Raw genomic sequence first — 17289 nt, 5'->3', positions numbered from 1 at the left:
CCGTGCCTACACGGCGACGCTGAACACCTGGCCGGGACGGGTGGCGGCTTCGCCGTAGCGGCTGGCCAGGGTGTGACGGGGAGTGGAGGGGGTCGCGTCTGAGGCGGCATCATCCAGCCAGTTATTCAGCTGGCGCTGCACCCGCGCCTCGCGATACCAGTCGTACAGATCCGGGCCCTGGCTGTCTTGCCGGGCCTGGTCGCTGCCGTCCAGATAGGCGTCGAACACCGCCTGCTGCTGATGGTGCCGGGCCCCGGCCACCAGTAACTGGCGCGTCTGACTCTGGTTCTGTGGATCCTGATTGACCTGGGCCACCGGGGCCACGGCGTTGGTGTCGGACACTCCCTTGTCCATGGCGTAGGTGGCCGGCCAATCCTGCCGGGCCACGCTGGCGATACCATGGAACATGTCGATTCTCCTCAGAATGGAGAATCAGGGTACAAGATTTCGCCAGACCCGGTTGGCCTTTCCCTGGGCTGGTTAAGGCGGCGTTAACCCTGCAGCGCCGATCCCTCGGCCAACGCGCTCACCAGCACCTTTTTCTCCCAGCGCCGACTCTTCCAGCGCCAGTACATGGCCAGGCCCCGGGTCCACTCGTCGGCGGCAAACGCCAACCAGATGCCCACCAGTCCCCAGCCCAGATGCAGCCCCAGGAACCAGGCCAGGGGGATGGCCAGCCCCCACATGGAGAGGATGGCCATCATCAGCGGGAAGCGAGCGTCACCGGTGGCCCGCAGGGAATTGATCACCACGATATTGAAGGTGCGCCCGGGCTCCAGGAGCATGCTGATGAAGAACAGCTGGGTGGCCATGGCCACTATCTCCTGATCGTCGGTGAACAGGCTCATGAGGAAATGACCGCCACCAAAGGCGGCCGGCACCACCACCACAGCCGACACCATCAGACCCAGCTTGAGGCTGCGCAACAGCTGGTGATAGGCCTGATCAAACTTGCCCGCCCCCACCAGGTGGCCGATGAGGATCTCGGTGCCCAGGCCGATGGACAGGCCGAACAGCATGAGAAACAGGCAGATCTGGAAGAAGAAGGACTGGGTGGCCAGGGCCTTGTCCCCCAGCAGGGCGACGAAGGAGGTCACCACCATGAACTGCAGCATCCAGGAGAAGTTTTCCCCAGCGGCCGGCAGGCCGATGTGCAGCACCTTGCCCAGCGCCGCCCGGGACCAGTGGAAGAAGCGCAGCGGATGCAGCCGGATGCCGGTGCGGGCCTGTAGCAGATAGATGAGCAGGGCTACCGCCACCAGGCGGCCGACTATGGTGCTCCAGGCCACCCCGGCCACCCCCATCTGGGGCAGACCGAACCAGCCGAACAGCAGCAGGGCGTTGCCGACGAAGGTGATGAAGTTGGCCACCAGGGTCACATACATGGCCTCCCGGGTGTGGCCATGGGCACGCAGGGAAGCCGCCAGACACAGGCTCACCGCCTCCGGCACCATCAGCAAGCCGATGATGGTCAGATAGGTGTGACCATCCTGCATCAGGTTCGCCGGCATGTTCATCAGGCGCAGCAGGCTGTCGGCCCCAAGCAGCACCGCTAGCATGACCAGGGCGCCGCTCATCAGGTTGAAGCCGATGGCGGTATGCACCACCTCACGGGCCATGCGCCGGTTGCCGGAGCCCAAATACTGGGCGATCACCACGCTGCAGCCGATGCCGATGAAGTTGAACAGGGTGATGCACAGATCCAGGATCTGGTTGCCCACCGCCAGGGCCGCCACCGCCTGGTAGGAGACATGCCCCACCATGAAGGTGTTGAGCGCCCCGGTGAGAAAGTGGAATGCCAGATCGATAAACAGCGGCCAGGTCAGCTGAAACAGCGACCCGGGTTGGTGTGAGCTAGAAGCCATGGATAAAAACCTGAACAGGCGGATAGGAAACGGCAGCACGAATTAAACGTCAGAGTGTGATCCAGCGCAATCCTTTCCCTGGGTGGAGTCGGGGGGTGGAAGGCGCCTAATGGGCAATGCTGATCAGTGAAGGCATCCATGCCCTATTTTTCAAAGCAAAAACTAACCCCACCCTAACCCTCCCCTTAAACAAGGGGAGGGGAACATCGTTCCTCCCCCTTACCAAGGGGGAGGTTAGGTGGGGGATGGCTTGCCTCAGACACCCATTCATGAGTATTTCAGTTTCTTAAACTGAACGGCATTGGTCTAATGGCCGCCTTCCGGATCACTGACGAAGGCCAGCTTGGTGAGACCATGGCGGGAAGCCTGGGCCATCAGCTTGGCCACCTGCTCGTAGGGCACCTGCCTGTCCACCTTGAGCTGCAGCTCGGGTTGCGGCTGCTTGTCCACCAGCTGGCCCATCTTGTCGTCCAGACAGGCGCTGTCGCAGGGCTCGCCGTTCCAGAAGCTCTGGCCCTGGGCGTCCAGCGCCAGGCTGATGTCATCTGGCTTGGGCTGGTTCTCGGCACTGCTGGCCTCCGGCAGCTCCAGCTTCACCGCGTTGGTCAGCAGGGGCGCGGTGATCATGAAGACAATCAGCAGCACCAGCATCACGTCGATCATGGGGATCATGTTGATGTCAGCCATGGGCTGCTCCTCCCCCTCCTCGCCCCCCAGGCGTCCAAAGGCCATCAGCGCACCTCCTGGCTCTGCCGGCCACCCGTGGTGAGCAGGGCGTGCAAGTCATGGGCGAAGCCCTCCAGGGAGGCCATCTTCAGGCGGTTGAGCCGCACGAACAGGTTGTAGATCAGCACCGCCGGCAGGGCCACCGCCAGGCCGAAACCCGTCATCACCAAGGCCTCACCCACCGGGCCCGCCACCTTGTCCAGGCTGCTCTGGCCGCTGGCACCTATGGCCAGCAGGGCGTGATAGATGCCCCAGACGGTACCGAACAGGCCGACAAAGGGGGCCGCCGAGCCCACCGAGGCCAGGAAGGTCAGCCCCGCCTCCAGCCGCAGCCGCTCCCGGCTTATGGCGTGACGCAGGGCCCGCAGCACAAACTCCTCGCTGGAGCCCAACAGCAGGCGTCCCTCCGCCTGCTGGGCCTGGCGGGCTGCCCCCAGGGCGGCGGCACACAGGCGGCCATAGGACTCGTTGGCCCCGCTGACCAGCTGGCCGGCTACCGCCTCCAGATCCGTACACTGCCAGAAGTCCTTGAGATAGGCGCGGCTGCGGCGCTTCTCCTGCCAGGCCACCCAGCACTTGAACAGCAGATAATAGAGAGTGCCCATGGACATCAGGATCAAGAGAACCAGGGGCACCAGCCCCAGGCCCGAGTTCTGGGTCAACAGCTGGGCCAGGCCCATGGCACCAGGCTCGACGTTTGGATTCATTAGCTTAACTCCTCAATTGAAAAACGATGGGTACCCGCACCCAGGCTGCCACCTTCTGTTCGCCACGCCGGGCCGGCACGAAGCGCCAGCCCAGCACCGTCTTGCGGGCCGCCTCATCCAGCCGCGGATGGCCGCTGCTCTGGGCCAGCTCCACCGCCAGGGGCTGCCCCTCGGCGGAGACCCTGACCCGCAGCATCACCTTGCCCTCCTCGCGAAACCGCCGTGACAGGGGCGGATAGGCCGGGGCCGGGTTGTTCAGGTAGGCGGCGTTGAACTGGGGGGACGACTGGGTGGGCCCGGGCTGTCCCTGCTTCTGTGTCTGCCCCTGGGCCGGCGCACTGGCCACCGGCGCCGTCGCGGCCGCCTGAGGGGCCGCCTGCGGGGCGGCGGGCGTCGCCTGATGTGCCGGCGGCACCGGCTTGGGCCGCGCCACGGGTTTGGCTGTCGGCTTGGGCTTCACCACCGGCTTGGGTTTCGGTTTTGGCTCTGGTTTAGATTCGGGTTGCGGCGGCGTCGGGGCCAGCTGGGGGGCCGGCGGCGTCTGCGGAGCCGCTACCACAGGCGCGGGCGCCGCCACCCAGCGCACCGCCACCACCCCCGGCGGCGTGACCGGGACCTCGATGGGAGCCTGGTGCCACAGGGCCCAGGCCGCCCCCAGGTGGGCCAGCAGCACCAGCAGACCACAGAGCAGCCGGCTGCGCCGACTCCCCAGCGGGCAGGTGTGGGGCGCCGCCACCTGGGGCAGTGGCCGAACCGGCACGCTCTGTGCCGGCCTGGGCCGCTCCCGAGCCGGCTGGCTCTCGCGCCACGCCAATTGGCTATCTTTCCAGGCCAACTGGCTATGCAAGGCGGCAGTGGTCATAGAACTCCTCCTCAAACCGGGGATAGGGCGTCATCAGGCGCGACGCCACAGGCAACACAGGAAATAGAGACCACCCAACAGGGAGGCCATCAGGCCGGCGGGCACCTGATCCGGAAACAGCCACAGCCGCCCCAACCAGTCCGCCAGCAGCATCACCAGGGCCCCCAGCAGGCTGGCACCCAGCAGCTGCTCCCGAGCACGGCACAGGCCCAACTGGCGGGCCAGATGGGGCGCCAGCAGGCCGACGAAGCTGATGGGGCCCACCAGCAGGGTGGCGGCCGTGGTCAGCAGGGCGGCCAGGGCCAGCAGGCCCAGGCGGCTGCGCTGCGGGCCGACGCCAAAGGCGCTGGCACTGGCGGTTCCCAGGGGCAGCAGCTCCAGCCAGCGACACAGGGGCCACAGCAGCAGGCCAGCGGCCAGCGCCAGGGCCAGCAGCCTCAGGGCCAGGGGGCCGGTGACGTAATAGGTGGAGCCCGACATCCAGCTAAGCAGCTGCAGGCCACGGGGATCGCCGCTTCCCAGCACCAGGCTCTGGGCCGCCCCGTACAAGGTGGTGAGGGTCATGCCGCACAGCAGCAGCTTAAGCGGCGAGAAGTGGTAACGCCGGCTCCACCACAGCAGCACGGCCAGCAGGCCGAAGGCACTCCCCGCCCCCACCAGCAGTTGCAAACCTCGGCCTGCCTCGGGGACCAGCAGCCCCAACAGGATCAGCCCCAGACCGCAGCTGCTGCTGATCCCCAGCACTTCCGGGCTGGCCAGGGGGTTGCCCGCCAGCCGCTGGACTATCACCCCCGCCTGGGCCAGCAACAGGCCGGCGGCCAGGGCACCCAGCAGCCGCGGCAGACGCCACTCCAGCAGCAGATCCGCCTCGCCGCCCCACTGCCAGCCCGATGGGCCCCGGGCCAGCATCAGCCCCAGCAGACCGGCCACGAGACTCAACCCCAGCAAGCCGCCCAGCAGGCGGGCCGGCTTCCCATGCCGGGCCGGGCCGGTCGCCGCCGAGGCCGGCGCCTCCGGCAGACTCAGCCTGAGCACCAGGGCCCCCAGCAGCGGCGCACCCAGCAGGGCCACCAGACTGCCGGTGGGGGCATCCCCCTGCAGCGGCAGGTAGCGCACCAGGGCGTCGGCCAGCAGCAGCAGGGCGGCACCGAACAGGCTGGCGGCCAGCAGACGGGGCCCCAGGCGACGGGCGCCGCTGAGGCGGGCCAGCAGGGGGGCGGCCAGGGCCACCAGGCTCACCACCCCCACCTGACTCACCACCTGGGCACTCAAGAAGATGGCCAGCCCCAGGGCCAGCAGCCGCAGGCGACCCGGCGAGGCCCCCAGGCTGCGCACCCCCTGATCCGCCATGGCCAGCAGCCCCAGGGGTCGCACCAGCAAGGCCGCCAGGACCGCCGCCACCGCCAGGGCTGGCGCCAGCTGCTGCACCGGCTGCCAGCCATCCTGGGCCAGGGAGCCGGCCAGGTGGCTGTGCAGCGCCAGCAGAGCGATATCGTGTCGCAGCATCAGCAGGGTCAGCAGGGCGCCGCAGATCAGGCTCACCAGCAGACCCGCCAGCAGCAGGGCCAGGGGTGAATAGTGGCGGCGCGCCGCCAGTCCCAGCACCAGGGCCGCCGCCAGGGCGCCGCCCCCCATGGCCAGCCACTGGCCACCCTGTTGCAGCCAGTGGGGCTGATAGAGGGTGCCCAGGGCCAGAGCCAGCAAAGCACCACCCTGGATCCCCAGGGTCTCGGGGGCCGCCAGCGGGTTGCCCAGCCCCTGTTGCAGCAAGGCGCCGGACAGCCCCAGGGCGCCACCGGCCAGCAGACAGACCACCAGCCGTGGCAGCTGGGCGTAGCGCCACTCCAGGGCCGGCCAGCTCAGCTGAGCCGGGTCGGCGTGCCAGGCGCTGGCCCACTGGGCCAGGGGCCACAGCTGCTGCAACTGCCACAGGGCCAGAGTCAGGGCCGCCAGCAGGGCCAGTCCCGCCCAGCCCAGGGCGCGGGAGGCCAGGGGCAGACGGTTGGGCAAGGTCAGGATCTGGCTGCTCATCCGGCCTCCTGGGGGTTGGGCCAGCGCTCGGCCAGCAGTTGGCTGAAGCGCAGCACGCTGGGCAGGCCGTTGCCCAGCCAGACCGCCGGCAGCCCCAGCACCCGACCGGCCTGCACCGCCGGCAACTGGCGCCACAACTGGTTGTCATCCAGCACCGACAGATCGGCAAACGGCAGGGGGTCGATGTAAAGGAGCTGCGCCTCGGGCACCTTGGCCAAGTCGGTCAGGGGCAGGTTGCTGAAGCCCCAGGCGTTGGTGGCGTCCTGCATGGCCAGGGGCACCCCGGCCGCCGCCAGGGCGCCACCGAACAGGCTCTGACGCCCCAGCACCCAGGCATGCCGCCGGTCGGCGAAGCGCAAAAGGTATAGGGGCGGCGCCTCGTGCAACTGCCGGCCCAGGCTGGCCAGGGCCGCGTCGCTTTGGGCAATTAGCGCCTCGGCCGCCGCGCTGCGACCCAGCCGGACCGCCAGCTCCCGGGTGGCCAGCTTGGCCTGCAGATAGCCATCGGGCTGCTGGGCGTCGTTGAAGGTCACCACCTGCACCGGGGCGATGCGGGCCAGTTGGGGCCTCAGGGTGGCCTGCAACGGGGCGATCAGGATGAGATCCGGTCGCAGGGCGCGGATCAGCTCCAGATTGGGCTCCATGCGCAGGCCCACATCCACCACGGCGGCCGGCATGGGCATGTCGCCGCTCCAGATGCGGTAATCGGGGATCTGGGCAAAGCCCACCGGCACCACCCCCAGGGCCAGCGCCGTCTCGCCGGATGCCCAGTCCAGGGCCACCACCCTGGGGGTGGCGAACGCGGGGACGGCGATCAGGGCCAGCAGCAGACAAAGCCAGCGCATCAGAGCACCACGCTCACCGGCTGACCGGATACCGGGTGCGGCAGCACCGTCATGGGCAGGCCATAGATGTCCGCCAGGGCGGCGCCATTCATCAGCTGAGCCGGGGTGCCGCGGCACAATAAGCGACCCTGGCGCAGGGCCACCAGATGGTCGCAGTAGCGGGCGGCCATGTTGATGTCGTGCAGCACCATGATGACCCCCAGGTTCAGCTGATGGCTGAGCCGCCGGATCAGATCCAGCACCTCCACCTGATGGGCCACATCCAGCGCCGAGGTGGGTTCATCCAGCAGCAAAAAGCGGGTCTGCTGGGCGATCAGGGTGGCCAGCCAAGCCCGCTGCCGCTCACCACCGGAGAGGGTGTCCACCAGGCGATGTCGGTAGGGCTGCATGCCGGTCAGGCTCAGGGCCTCCTCCACCGCCTGGCGGTCAGCCTCGCCGAAGCGGCCCAGCAGACCATGCCAGGGCTGACGGCCAAAGCGCACCAGCTCCCCCACGGTCAACTGATCCGTGGCGGGCGGGTGTTGCGGCAGGTAGGCCACCTGACGGGCGAACTCCCGGGTGGCGAAATCGGCCAGGGGGCGGCCGTCCAGGGTCAGCAGGCCCTGGCTGCAGGTCTGCTGGCGGGCCAGCAGCTTGAGCAGGGTGGACTTGCCGGAGCCGTTATGGCCGATGAGCCCCACCACTTCCCCCTGCACCAGGGTCAGATCCAGGGGGGCCAGCAAAAACCGTTCGCCGAGGGTAAACGCGGCCCCTTGCAGTTCAAACATGGCTCTCCTCCAAACCGGGCAGGGCCTGGGGGCAGCTGGGGCAGAGCCCCAGACCCGGCAGGCGATGGCGCTGACAGCAGATGCGACGCATGGGCTCGCTCACCCCGCCCCGGCAGCGCAGGCGCACCGGCTGGTAGAGGGGGTTGCGGCCGATAAGCCGGCTCACGGGATCGGCGGCGGCCACCGCGGGCCATTCCCGGGCCAGCACATAGGCCTGGGCGGCCTGGCGACGGCACTCGGCGGGCTCCCGCTGGGCGGGGGGCAACAACGCCAGCGCCTGCGCCAGGGGGTCGGCCGACAGATACCAGTGCCAGTAGCAGGCGGCGTTGGACCAGAGTACCCGGGGCCGACAGGCCGCCACCCGGGTCAGGGCGGCAAACCAGGGCCAGAGCCCGGTGGCCAGCAGGGGCCAGGGATCCGCACTCTGGCCAGTCGGCCCGCGGGTCTGAACGCGGGTGGGTCGCAAGGTCTCATCCAGTGCCAGATGCCAGTCACCCTGGCCGCGGCCGGTCAGGATCCAGCCTTTGAGCTGCCCCAGCAGCACCTCGAAACAGAGGCCCCGGGACCACTCGGAGGCCAGGGCCTCCTGCTGCTCCTCCGGCCAGGCCGCAAGATCCGTCACCGCCGGCAGATCGGCAAAGTGGTGCCGGCCATAGGCCAGCAACACAGCCGCCAGGGCAGCATCGGCCTCGGGCGCCAGCCAGGGGTTGGCCGCCACTCCCGTCAGGGGAGCGGCGGTCCGGGTCGGGCTCGGGGTGAAGCTAAGCCGCGCCACCTGGCTCACCTTAGAAGGTCAGGCCGGCGGTCAGAGCCAGGCTGCGGGGCGCCCCGTAGTAGCCCTGTTCCCAGTACAGGCTGTTGATGTACTTCTGATTGGCGACGTTGTTGACGTTCAACGCCAGGTAGGCATTGGGGGTGAACTGATAACGGGCCATCAGATCCAGCAGGGCGTACTGCTTCTGCCGGATTTCGGTGTTGATGCTGCTGGTGCGGTAGATGTCACCCTGCCACTTGAGGGCCGCCCCCAGCTTGAGGTCGCGGATCTTGTAGCTGGTGGCCAGCTTGACCAGCTGACGGGGCACATAGGTCAGGGCCTTGTTGCCGTCGGCATCTTCGATGGACAGCTGGGTGTAGCCGCCGGCCAGCTGCCAGTTGGGCAGCAGCTCACCGCTGGCTTCCAGCTCGTAGCCCTGGCTGGTCACGCCATCCACACCGCGGTAGTAGGTGTCGCTGGTGCCGGCACGGGTCCCGGCCGCCTCGGCCACGTTGTCCTGCTCGGAGCGGAACACGGAGACTGTGGTGTTCAGGCGCCCCTGATAGAACTCACCCTTGACGCCCCCCTCGTAGCTGACGCCTTCCATGGGATCCAGCGCATCGCCGTTCTCGTCGGCATCGGTCTGCGGGGTGAAGATGGTGGCATAGCTGGCGTAGAGCGACAGCTGCTCGGTCAGGTCATACACCAGGCCGGTGTAGGGCAGCAGCTTGCCGCTGGTCTTGCTGGCGCGGGCCTCGCCGTAGCTGACGCCCGTGCTCTCGTAGCGGGCCAGACGGCCGCCCAGGGTCCAGTGCAGGGCGTCGGTCAGGTTGAAGCGGCCGGCCAGATAGGCGCTCATCTCCTCCCGATCCCAGTCGCCGGAGAGGGAGTAGGCATCGAAGGAGGGCTTGGTGTAGCTGCCGTCCCAGCTGTCGAGATCGGCGATCTCGGTGCCGATGTCGCGGCTGTACCAGGAGAGCTCCTGCAGGTGATCCCGGGCGTATTGCAGGCCCCCCACCAGCTGGTGCTCCCGGCCGGCCAACTGCAGCGGGCCGCTGGCGTACAGGTCCACCACGTGCTGCTGGTAGTCCTGGCTGTACTGGCTGGGATAGCTGTACAGGCCGCTGCCGCTGCTGCTGTCCTTGTTGGGGGTGCCATAGACGTAGAACAACTGGCTGTCTTGCTTGGTGGTGGAGAAGTTGTAGGCCAGCTTGCCCTGCCAGCCGTTGGCCAGGGCCTGGGTCAGCTCGATGAAGTAGTTCTGCTTCTCCACGTTCCAGTAGGCCCAGTCGGTGCTGGTGCTGGTACTGGTGGCATAGTGGGTGGCGGAGCCGTCGCTGTAGTAGAGCGGCAAGGCGCCCCACAGCGGGCTGTCGGCATTGTTCTGCTGATAGTGGGCCCCCAGGGTCAGCAGGGTGCCGTCCGCCACGTCCGCTTCGATGATGCCATACAGGGTGGCCTTGTCCTTGGCGTAGCGATCCAGGTAGGACTCGCTGTCTTCCTTCACCAGCACCACGCGGCCACGCACCGTCTCGGAGGAGACCAGAGAGCCGGAGAGATCCGTCTCGACCCGGCGCTGGTCCCAGGAGCCGCCGGTGAAGCTCAGGGCCGCCTGAGTATCGTGGGTCGGGCGCTTGCGCACCAGATTGACGGTGGCGGAGGGGTTGCCGGAACCGCTCATCAGGCCGTTGGCGCCGCGCAGCACCTCCACCCGATCGTAGATGGCGGTATCCAGGTCACCGTTGAGGTTGCCGTTGATCAGGGGCAGGCCCACCCCGTCCACCTGGAAGTTGGTGATGTCGAAGCCGCGGGAGGTGTAATAGGAACGGTCGGTCTCGATGCGCTCCACCGTCACACCGGGCACATAGTCCAGCACACGGTTGATGTCGTGCTGGGCGAAGTCGTCCATCTTGTCCCGGGTCACCACGGTCACCGCCTGGGGCGTCTGCCGCTGGGTCAGGGGCAGCTTGGTGGCTGTGCTGCTGGTGCCGCCGGTGTAGGAGCCGGAGCCCTGGGTCACACCGTCATCCCCCTGGCCGCTCACCACCACGGCGGGCAGCTGGGTTGCCTCTTCAGCCTGCAGGGGGGCCGCCAGCAGCAGACTCGGAGTCCACCAGAGGGCGCGCAGCATACGGGTCAGGGGGGCAATGCGCAGGCGGTTGGCCGCCACAGCAAACTCAGACATACACCATTCCTTGTTGATTTTTGAGGGTCGGGCTCTGGCCCTTTTATTGGAAGGCGTAGTATAGAAACAAATAGGAATTGTTATCAATAAAGATGATAACGATTATTAACAAGATCTCGGTGCCGGGACCGTGATCTGGCGCCAACTGTCTCCGTCTGTGGCCGCTAGGCAGAAAAAAACCGCCTGGATAAGGCGGTTAATGGGACCCTTTTGGGGTGCTTTATGGGGCCCGCAGGCCCCTGAGGGAAAAATCCGGAAGCTTAGCCGCCGACGGCGATGCGCTTCATGTCCTTCATGTAGCCACGCAGTACCTTGCCCACCTGCTCGATGGGGTGGTTGCGGATGGTATCGTTCACCTGAACCAGCACCACGTTGTCCACGCCGTTGTCCTTGGTGGCCAGACCCTTGCCGATCACATCCAGGCTCACCTTGGGCATGATGTGCTCGCGCAGCAGGGGCACGGCGGCGTTGGCGAACAGGTAGTTACCGTATTCGGCGGTGTCGGAGATCACCACGTTCATCTCGTACAGACGCTTACGGGCGATGGTGTTGGCGATCAGCGGCAGCTCGTGCAGGGACTCGTAGTAGGCGGACTCTTCGATGATGCCGGCGGCTACCATGGTTTCGAAGGCCAGTTCCACACCCGCCTTGACCATGGCCACCATCAGGATGCCGTTGTCGAAGTATTCCTGCTCGGCGATCTGGCCGGAGAAGGCCGGAGCGTTCTCGAAGGCGCTCTTGCCGGTCTCTTCACGCCAGCCCAGCAGCTTGGCATCGTCGTTGGCCCAGTCGGCCATCATGCCGGAGGAGAAGGCGCCGCCGATGATGTCGTCCATGTGCTTCTCGAACAGCGGACGCATCAGATCCTTCATGGCCTCGGCCAGTTCGAAGGCCTTCAGCTTGGCGGGATTGGACAGGCGATCCATCATGGTGGTGATGCCGCCCTGCTTCAGGGCTTCGGTGACGGTTTCCCAGCCGAACTGCAGCAGCTTGCCGGCATAGCCCGGCTCGATGCCTTCGGCCACCATCTTCTCGTAGCAGACGATGGAACCGGCCTGCAGCATGCCGCACAGAATGGTCTGTTCGCCCATCAGGTCAGACTTCACTTCGGCGACGAAGGAGGACTCCAGCACGCCGGCGCGGTGACCACCGGTGGCGGCGGCCCAAGCCTTGGCGATGGCCATGCCTTCGCCCTTGGGATCGTTCTCCGGGTGTACGGCCAGCAGGGTCGGCACGCCGAAGCCACGCTTGTACTCTTCACGCACCTCGGTGCCGGGGCACTTTGGCGCCACCATGACCACGGTCAGATCCTTACGTACCTGGGTACCTTCTTCCACGATGTTGAAACCGTGGGAGTAGCCCAGGGCGGCGCCTTGCTTCATCAGGGGCATGACGGCCTTGACCACGCTGGTGTGCTGCTTGTCCGGGGTCAGGTTCACCACGAGGTCGGCGGTGGGGATCAGCTCTTCATAGGTGCCGACCTTGAAGCCGTTGGCGGAGGCCTGCTGGAAGGACTTGCGCTTCTCGGCGATGGCTTCGGCGCGCAGGGCGTAGGCGACGTCCAGGCCGGAGTCACGCATGTTCAGGCCCTGGTTCAGACCTTGAGCGCCGCAACCGACGATGACGACCTTCTTGCCCTTGAGGAATTCACACTCGTTGGCGAATTCGTCACGGCTCATGAAACGGCACTTGCCCAGTTGGGCCAGTTGTTGACGCAGGTTCAGGGTGTTGAAGTAGTTGGCGCCCATGTCGGCAGCTCCCTCTGACAATAAGTTGGAATTCTCGTGCCGGGGAGTCCCCCGACAACAACCGCTACACTATAGCCCAGGCAAAACATTGCTTGAAATGATATATTCGGAACGGAATGTTGCATTTTAAGGAACGTGAGCCACCGTGGATCTGCGCAACCTCGAACTCTTCATGCACCTGGCCCACAGCCTGCATTTTGCCCGCACCGCCGACGCCATGGCGGTCAGCCCCTCCACCCTGAGCCGCGCCATTCAGCGCCTGGAGCAGGAGACCGGCTGCACCCTGTTGGAACGGGACAACCGCAGCGTCGCCCTCACCCCGGCGGGCCGCCGCCTGCTGAGCTTCGCCGAACAGCTGAGCCAGGACTGGGAGCAGTTGCGCCAGGATCTGCGCCACGGCGACGAACCCTTGCAGGGCCAGCTGCGGGTGTTCTGCTCGGTGACCGCCAGCTACTTCCTGCTGCCGGATATCCTCAGCCGCTTTCGCAGCCGCTATCCCCAGCTGGAACTGCGGCTGGAGACCGGCGACCCGGCGCTGGCCATGGAAAAGGTGCTGAACGAGGAGACGGATCTGGCCATCGCCGCCCGCCCCGACGCCCTGCCCAGCAAGCTGCACTTCACCAGCCTGGCCAAGATCCCATTGGTGTTCATCGCTCCCCGCGGCCCCAGCCCGGTGAGCCGCTTCCTGCCGGAGGGCGAACCGGATTGGGAGCGGCTGCCGCTGATCCTGTCCAGCCAGGGCCTGGGGCGCAAGCGCTCGGAGCAGTGGTTTCGCAACAAGGGCATCAGCCCCAACCTGTACGCCGAGGTAGCGGGCAACGAGGCCATCGTCAGCATGGTGGCCCTGGGCTGCGGCGTCGGCCTGGTGCCCGAGGCGGTGCTGGATCACAGCCTGCTGGGGGACAAGGTGCGGGTGCTGCCGGTCTTCCCGGCCCTCAAGCCGTTCGACGTGGGGCTGTGCGTGCAGAAGCGCCGGCTGGACGAGCCCCTCATCCGCGCCTTCTGGGAGACGGCCCACCAGGAGCGCTGACCAACAAGATCACTGACAAAGTTGTTAATACTTGGTTAATCTTGGCGGTGCAGACTCACTTCGTTATCCCATGCCAAGGAGCCCTCATGAAGAAGACACTGCCCGCCCTGTGTGCCAGCCTGTTGCTGGCCGCCGGTTTGTTCAGCACCCCCGTCCTGGCCGACTCACCGGTCGAACAAGATATGCAAGCCATGGCCAAGGCGTTCAAGGCCGCCAACAACGCCGCCGACGCCGCCCAGCTGCAGACCAGCCTGGAGCAGCTCAAGGCCGCCGCCACCCACGCCAAGGGCGAGGTGCCGAAAAAGTTCAAGGATGAGGCCGCCGACGGTCCCAACCGCCAGGCCTATCAACAGGGGCTGGATGAGCTGATCGGCCAGGTGGACCAGGCCCTGGGCCTGGTCAAGGACGGCAAGCAGGACGAGGCCAAGGCCCTGCTGGATACCCTCAACAGCACCAAGCGCACCTATCACAAGAAGCTGGGCGTCTAAGCACCCGGAAATGCGAACAGGCCCCGACGGGGCCTGTTTTGTTTTGGACGCCTAACTGCCCGCGAAAAAATAGCCATATGTGACCGCGCTCTGCAGCCAAACGACTCCAACCTCGTTAGGATACGCGGCTCACACGGGAGTGATGAGACGACAGGGACGTGGTGCAAGCAGCAGGCTGGGAGCTGAAACCCATGGGCGGTAGCTTGGACGCCATGGCCTGCACGGAACCGGTGGGCCGAAGTGGAGCTATAAATGGACGAATTCAATCTGAGTCGGTTTATCGCGGCCCAAGCTCAGGGGGTTTACGCCTCAGCGCTGGCGGAGTTGCAGCACGGACGAAAGGTTGGCCACTGGATGTGGTTCATCTTTCCTCAGCTCAAGGGCCTGGGGCACAGTGCAACCAGCGAGTATTACGGCATCAGCAACCTGGACGAAGCCGTTGCATACCTTGCCGATGCGGTGCTGGGCGCCCGGCTTATGCAATGTACGGAAACCCTATTGTTGCTGCCCGGCCACTCGGCCGAAGCCCTATTGGGTTACCCGGACAACCTTAAACTCTTATCGTCGCTGACCCTGTTTGAACAGGCCGCTGGCCAAGACGGCACGTTTACGGCGGCACTCGACAAGTACTATCAGGGCCAGCGGGATCAAAAGACGCTTGCGCTACTTCGGCATGCAAAGGCATGACGACAGCTCAAACGCCCCACCACTCAAACCTTAGGGCAGAGGATGCTTGAATTTATCGATGCAACATCAAATATATTGATGCTGTTTTTCTTTTGGGTAGGGATACCGGCGTTATTGATATCCATGTTGTGCATCGTCGGATTTCAATACACAGGCAGACCGAGCTTAATTCTAGCGCTGACGGGTTTTATCGCGCTTGCCGGTTTTATCATCAGCTTAAACTTGCGTGGATTGGTGTCCGGCGAAACATTATCCATCGGCAGGCTGGGGCCAACCATGATTAACAGAGCAGATGGCGAGATAAAATACTGGATCACAACGGCGCTATGGTTTTCCACTTCGCTCCCGTTGCTTGCCTATTGTATTAAAAAATTCTTTGTTCTTATTTTTAAGCCAAAACTCAAAACACGGGACAAACCATAACCGGGCCATTCAGTTGTTTGTCTGCCCCCTAGCACCGCATCGCGATTCCCCCCCACACCCGACCGGCTCGGCGGCGCCGCCGGGTCTGTGGCTCAATGCCAAATGCCGCACCTCAGCCTCCAGAGCAAGGCGCTTGGCCAGGAGCTAAGCCGATCACCTCAACGCAAGGACGCACGATGGAAGAGAACCGTTTTTTTAACTATGTCTGGCGGATCAACGGCCTGCTGTTACTGCTGGCGGGACTGCTGGCCTTGGCCCTGCTGGCGTTTGCCGGCTATCAGATCTATGAACAGAGCAGCCGGGGTCACCAAAACAGCCTATCGCTGACGGACGCAGAACCGGCCCCGCCGACGCAACTGGGCACCTCCCTGGCCATCGCCGGTACCCCCTATGTGATGATGCCCTTGTTGGCGGATCCGGCGGATAAACCCGGCTACTTCAGCAAGTCCGGCGCCGACGCCAGAAACTACCTGTTCATCGACGGCCAGCGGCAGACCCTGCACTGGCTGCTGGCGCACAACGACCACCTGATCGTCGGCTCAGATCTGCTCTCCGAACTGGGCTGCTGCGCTGACAACCGCACCATCCGGGCCATCCTCTATCAGGTGGTGACGACAGACAGCGACGGCGACCACAGGCTCAGCCACCGGGACGCCATCACCCTGGCGCTCTCCCGGGCCGATGGCAGCGGTTACCGCGTTCTGATCCCGGCGGTGGACCGCCTACTGGGTCAGCAGACCCTGGATGACCACACATTGTTACTGCTCTACCAGAAGCAGGGCGTCGGCTATGCCGCCTGGATCTCGCTGACCGATCTCGCCCTGCTCAAGGAGCAGCCCCTGCCCAAGATCGGTGACCCAACGCCTTAAGGGGATGCTGCCGCTCACCCTTGGCGTTATGCTGGCCGCCCTCCCTCCCCACCCCGGAGTCTGTCGTGAAGATTCAGCTCGACCCGCTGCAGGACCAGGCCGTCATCGCACTGCTGAGTGAACATCTGGCGGACATGTACGCCAACTCGCCGCCGGAGAGTGTGCACGCCCTGGATGTGGCCGCCCTGCGGGCGCCCAACATCACCTTCTGGAGCGTCCGGGAGCAGGGAGAGATCCTGGGCTGCATCGCCCTCAAGCGGCTGGCTGACGACAGCGGCGAGATCAAGTCCATGCGCACCCGCGCCCACAGCCGGGGCCGCGGCATCTCCGCCGCCCTGCTGCAAACCCTGCTGGACGAGGCCCGTCGGCGCGGCTACCGCAACCTGTACCTGGAGACCGGCATCCAGCCGTTTTTTACCCCGGCCCACAGCCTGTACCACAAGTTCGGCTTCGCGCCCTGCGGCCCGTTCGCCGACTATGGCCCCGATCCCAACAGCTGCTTTATGCGGCTGTCACTCGCCTGTCCTCAGGAGACCCCCATGTTTATCGTCTCGCTGACCTATGTTGTCGAACTGACTCAAATTGAAACGTACCTGCCGGCCCATATCGCCTGGCTGGAACGCGGCTATGCCGCCGGTCTCTTCCTGGCGTCCGGCCGCAAGGTACCGCGCACCGGCGGCATCATACTGGCCCAGGCGGACAGCCTGGCCAGCCTGGAGGCGGCGCTGGCGGAGGATCCCTTCCAGCGCCATGGCCTGGCCCGCTATACGGTGACCGAGTTTATTCCCAGCAAGACGGCACCGGCGCTGGCCGATCTGCAAGTTGCCGGCTAACAGGATTAACTTTCCTTTACATACAATGACTTGCCAGCTTACACCGGGATTTTTATAAAGGACGAACTTGGGACGCCCGCCGGGCCGCCCCCTCTTGTTTCGGCAATCTTGGTGGTAGATGAACGCATTACGACCCCTATGCTGGCTGTTGTTCGTGAGCCTGTGGTGCTGTCTGGTCGAGTCCGCCGCGCAGGCCGATGAGGACGCCTGCAAGGCGAGCTTTATCCGCTGGATGGTGGTGCAGCAGGTACACTTTGCCGATCGCGCGGCCAGCGTGCGCTCCCGTCGCCAGGCCGAGCGCAACATAGACAGGGTGCGGGCCGCCTACGCCCAGGACAGCAGCTTCTGCGGCGCCATGGCGGTGGCCGCCCGCCAGCCGCCCTTCACCGGCGAGCTAAGCGCCCATCAGGGCGAGATCCAGGCCTTCAGCCAGGCGTTTCGCCATTAGCGGCCCCCTCTCCCTGCCAAC

General features: G+C 65.6%; 18 protein-coding genes. 7 read left to right on the top strand and 11 right to left on the bottom strand.

Annotated elements, in window-relative coordinates:
* Positions 1-6: 6 nt before the first annotated feature.
* From ABHF91_RS00505 to ilvC, 11 genes are all read right to left on the bottom strand, one after another.
* On the bottom strand, positions 7-408 hold the full coding sequence (locus ABHF91_RS00505; RefSeq protein ID WP_409421559.1) for a hypothetical protein: 402 nt from the start codon (positions 406-408) through the stop codon (positions 7-9).
* An 83-nt stretch (positions 409-491) separates the two neighbouring features.
* Complete coding sequence (locus ABHF91_RS00500) at positions 492-1865, bottom strand: MATE family efflux transporter (RefSeq protein WP_409421558.1); 1374 nt, start codon at positions 1863-1865, stop codon at positions 492-494.
* 306 nt (positions 1866-2171) lie between these two features.
* Complete coding sequence (locus tag ABHF91_RS00495; RefSeq protein ID WP_409421557.1) at positions 2172-2597, bottom strand: ExbD/TolR family protein; 426 nt, start codon at positions 2595-2597, stop codon at positions 2172-2174.
* Positions 2597-3298 carry a MotA/TolQ/ExbB proton channel family protein gene (locus ABHF91_RS00490; RefSeq protein WP_409421556.1) on the bottom strand — a complete coding sequence of 234 codons (702 nt, stop codon included), beginning with the start codon at positions 3296-3298 and terminating at the stop codon, positions 2597-2599. Before ABHF91_RS00490 ends, ABHF91_RS00495 begins: the two co-directional genes overlap by 1 nt.
* A gap of 4 nt (positions 3299-3302) precedes the next feature.
* Positions 3303-4160, bottom strand: coding sequence for an energy transducer TonB (locus ABHF91_RS00485; protein WP_409421555.1), 858 nt, complete (start codon positions 4158-4160; stop codon positions 3303-3305).
* Positions 4161-4193: 33 nt separating this feature from the next.
* Positions 4194-6191, bottom strand: a complete 1998-nt coding sequence (fhuB, locus tag ABHF91_RS00480) for a Fe(3+)-hydroxamate ABC transporter permease FhuB (protein ID WP_409421554.1) — start codon at positions 6189-6191, stop codon at positions 4194-4196.
* Positions 6188-7036, bottom strand: coding sequence for an ABC transporter substrate-binding protein (locus ABHF91_RS00475; protein ID WP_409421553.1), 849 nt, complete (start codon positions 7034-7036; stop codon positions 6188-6190). The genes fhuB and ABHF91_RS00475 overlap by 4 nt, the downstream gene beginning before the upstream one ends.
* Positions 7036-7803, bottom strand: a complete 768-nt coding sequence (locus ABHF91_RS00470) for an ATP-binding cassette domain-containing protein (RefSeq protein ID WP_409421552.1) — start codon at positions 7801-7803, stop codon at positions 7036-7038. The genes ABHF91_RS00475 and ABHF91_RS00470 overlap by 1 nt, the downstream gene beginning before the upstream one ends.
* On the bottom strand, positions 7796-8578 hold the full coding sequence (locus ABHF91_RS00465; protein WP_409421551.1) for a (2Fe-2S)-binding protein: 783 nt from the start codon (positions 8576-8578) through the stop codon (positions 7796-7798). Before ABHF91_RS00465 ends, ABHF91_RS00470 begins: the two co-directional genes overlap by 8 nt.
* Before the next feature lie 10 nt (positions 8579-8588).
* On the bottom strand, positions 8589-10742 hold the full coding sequence (locus ABHF91_RS00460; protein WP_409421550.1) for a TonB-dependent siderophore receptor: 2154 nt from the start codon (positions 10740-10742) through the stop codon (positions 8589-8591).
* A gap of 260 nt (positions 10743-11002) precedes the next feature.
* Positions 11003-12490, bottom strand: coding sequence for a ketol-acid reductoisomerase (gene ilvC / locus ABHF91_RS00455; RefSeq protein WP_409421549.1), 1488 nt, complete (start codon positions 12488-12490; stop codon positions 11003-11005).
* A gap of 145 nt (positions 12491-12635) precedes the next feature.
* Here ilvC and ilvY point away from each other — a divergent pair, with 145 nt between their 5' ends.
* The 7 genes from ilvY (at position 12636) to ABHF91_RS00420 (ending at position 17268) form a co-directional block, all read left to right on the top strand.
* Entirely contained in the window at positions 12636-13520 is an 885-nt protein-coding gene (gene ilvY / locus ABHF91_RS00450) for an HTH-type transcriptional activator IlvY (protein ID WP_409421548.1), read from the top strand.
* Positions 13521-13606: 86 nt separating this feature from the next.
* A complete protein-coding gene (locus tag ABHF91_RS00445) occupies positions 13607-14008 on the top strand; it encodes a cytochrome b562 (RefSeq protein ID WP_409421547.1) in 402 nt (133 codons plus the stop codon).
* A 252-nt stretch (positions 14009-14260) separates the two neighbouring features.
* The gene (locus tag ABHF91_RS00440) at positions 14261-14695 is read left to right on the top strand and encodes a DUF1810 domain-containing protein (protein ID WP_409421546.1); all 435 of its coding nucleotides are present in this window, start codon (positions 14261-14263) and stop codon (positions 14693-14695) included.
* Between the two features lie 42 nt (positions 14696-14737).
* Positions 14738-15118 (top strand): hypothetical protein, encoded by a 381-nt coding sequence (locus ABHF91_RS00435; protein WP_409421545.1) that lies wholly within the window; start codon positions 14738-14740, stop codon positions 15116-15118.
* A 176-nt stretch (positions 15119-15294) separates the two neighbouring features.
* Entirely contained in the window at positions 15295-15987 is a 693-nt protein-coding gene (locus ABHF91_RS00430; protein WP_409421544.1) for a hypothetical protein, read from the top strand.
* A gap of 65 nt (positions 15988-16052) precedes the next feature.
* Complete coding sequence (locus ABHF91_RS00425) at positions 16053-16820, top strand: GNAT family N-acetyltransferase (protein ID WP_409421543.1); 768 nt, start codon at positions 16053-16055, stop codon at positions 16818-16820.
* Positions 16821-16938: 118 nt separating this feature from the next.
* Positions 16939-17268 carry a hypothetical protein gene (locus ABHF91_RS00420; protein WP_409421542.1) on the top strand — a complete coding sequence of 110 codons (330 nt, stop codon included), beginning with the start codon at positions 16939-16941 and terminating at the stop codon, positions 17266-17268.
* The last annotated feature ends 21 nt before the right edge of the window (positions 17269-17289 follow it).

The organism is Pseudaeromonas aegiceratis (assembly GCF_046254905.1).
In the GTDB taxonomy this organism is placed as follows: domain Bacteria; phylum Pseudomonadota; class Gammaproteobacteria; order Enterobacterales; family Aeromonadaceae; genus Pseudaeromonas; species Pseudaeromonas aegiceratis.
The sequence above is the reverse complement of the archived record's forward strand: the minus strand, read 5'-3'. Positions and strand labels throughout refer to the sequence as shown.

What these genes read in the sequence shown, in the direction of transcription:
- ABHF91_RS00505 (WP_409421559.1), bottom strand. Translation starts at nt 408, where the DNA reads ATGTTCCATGGTATCGCCAGCGTGGCCCGGCAGGATTGGCCGGCCACC.
- ABHF91_RS00500 (WP_409421558.1), bottom strand. Translation starts at nt 1,865, where the DNA reads ATGGCTTCTAGCTCACACCAACCCGGGTCGCTGTTTCAGCTGACCTGG.
- ABHF91_RS00495 (WP_409421557.1), bottom strand. Translation starts at nt 2,597, where the DNA reads ATGGCCTTTGGACGCCTGGGGGGCGAGGAGGGGGAGGAGCAGCCCATG.
- ABHF91_RS00490 (WP_409421556.1), bottom strand. Translation starts at nt 3,298, where the DNA reads ATGAATCCAAACGTCGAGCCTGGTGCCATGGGCCTGGCCCAGCTGTTG.
- ABHF91_RS00485 (WP_409421555.1), bottom strand. Translation starts at nt 4,160, where the DNA reads ATGACCACTGCCGCCTTGCATAGCCAGTTGGCCTGGAAAGATAGCCAA.
- fhuB (WP_409421554.1), bottom strand. Translation starts at nt 6,191, where the DNA reads ATGAGCAGCCAGATCCTGACCTTGCCCAACCGTCTGCCCCTGGCCTCC.
- ABHF91_RS00475 (WP_409421553.1), bottom strand. Translation starts at nt 7,036, where the DNA reads ATGCGCTGGCTTTGTCTGCTGCTGGCCCTGATCGCCGTCCCCGCGTTC.
- ABHF91_RS00470 (WP_409421552.1), bottom strand. Translation starts at nt 7,803, where the DNA reads ATGTTTGAACTGCAAGGGGCCGCGTTTACCCTCGGCGAACGGTTTTTG.
- ABHF91_RS00460 (WP_409421550.1), bottom strand. Translation starts at nt 10,742, where the DNA reads ATGTCTGAGTTTGCTGTGGCGGCCAACCGCCTGCGCATTGCCCCCCTG.
- ilvC (WP_409421549.1), bottom strand. Translation starts at nt 12,490, where the DNA reads ATGGGCGCCAACTACTTCAACACCCTGAACCTGCGTCAACAACTGGCC.
- ABHF91_RS00445 (WP_409421547.1), top strand. Translation starts at nt 13,607, where the DNA reads ATGAAGAAGACACTGCCCGCCCTGTGTGCCAGCCTGTTGCTGGCCGCC.
- ABHF91_RS00440 (WP_409421546.1), top strand. Translation starts at nt 14,261, where the DNA reads ATGGACGAATTCAATCTGAGTCGGTTTATCGCGGCCCAAGCTCAGGGG.
- ABHF91_RS00435 (WP_409421545.1), top strand. Translation starts at nt 14,738, where the DNA reads ATGCTTGAATTTATCGATGCAACATCAAATATATTGATGCTGTTTTTC.
- ABHF91_RS00430 (WP_409421544.1), top strand. Translation starts at nt 15,295, where the DNA reads ATGGAAGAGAACCGTTTTTTTAACTATGTCTGGCGGATCAACGGCCTG.
- ABHF91_RS00420 (WP_409421542.1), top strand. Translation starts at nt 16,939, where the DNA reads ATGAACGCATTACGACCCCTATGCTGGCTGTTGTTCGTGAGCCTGTGG.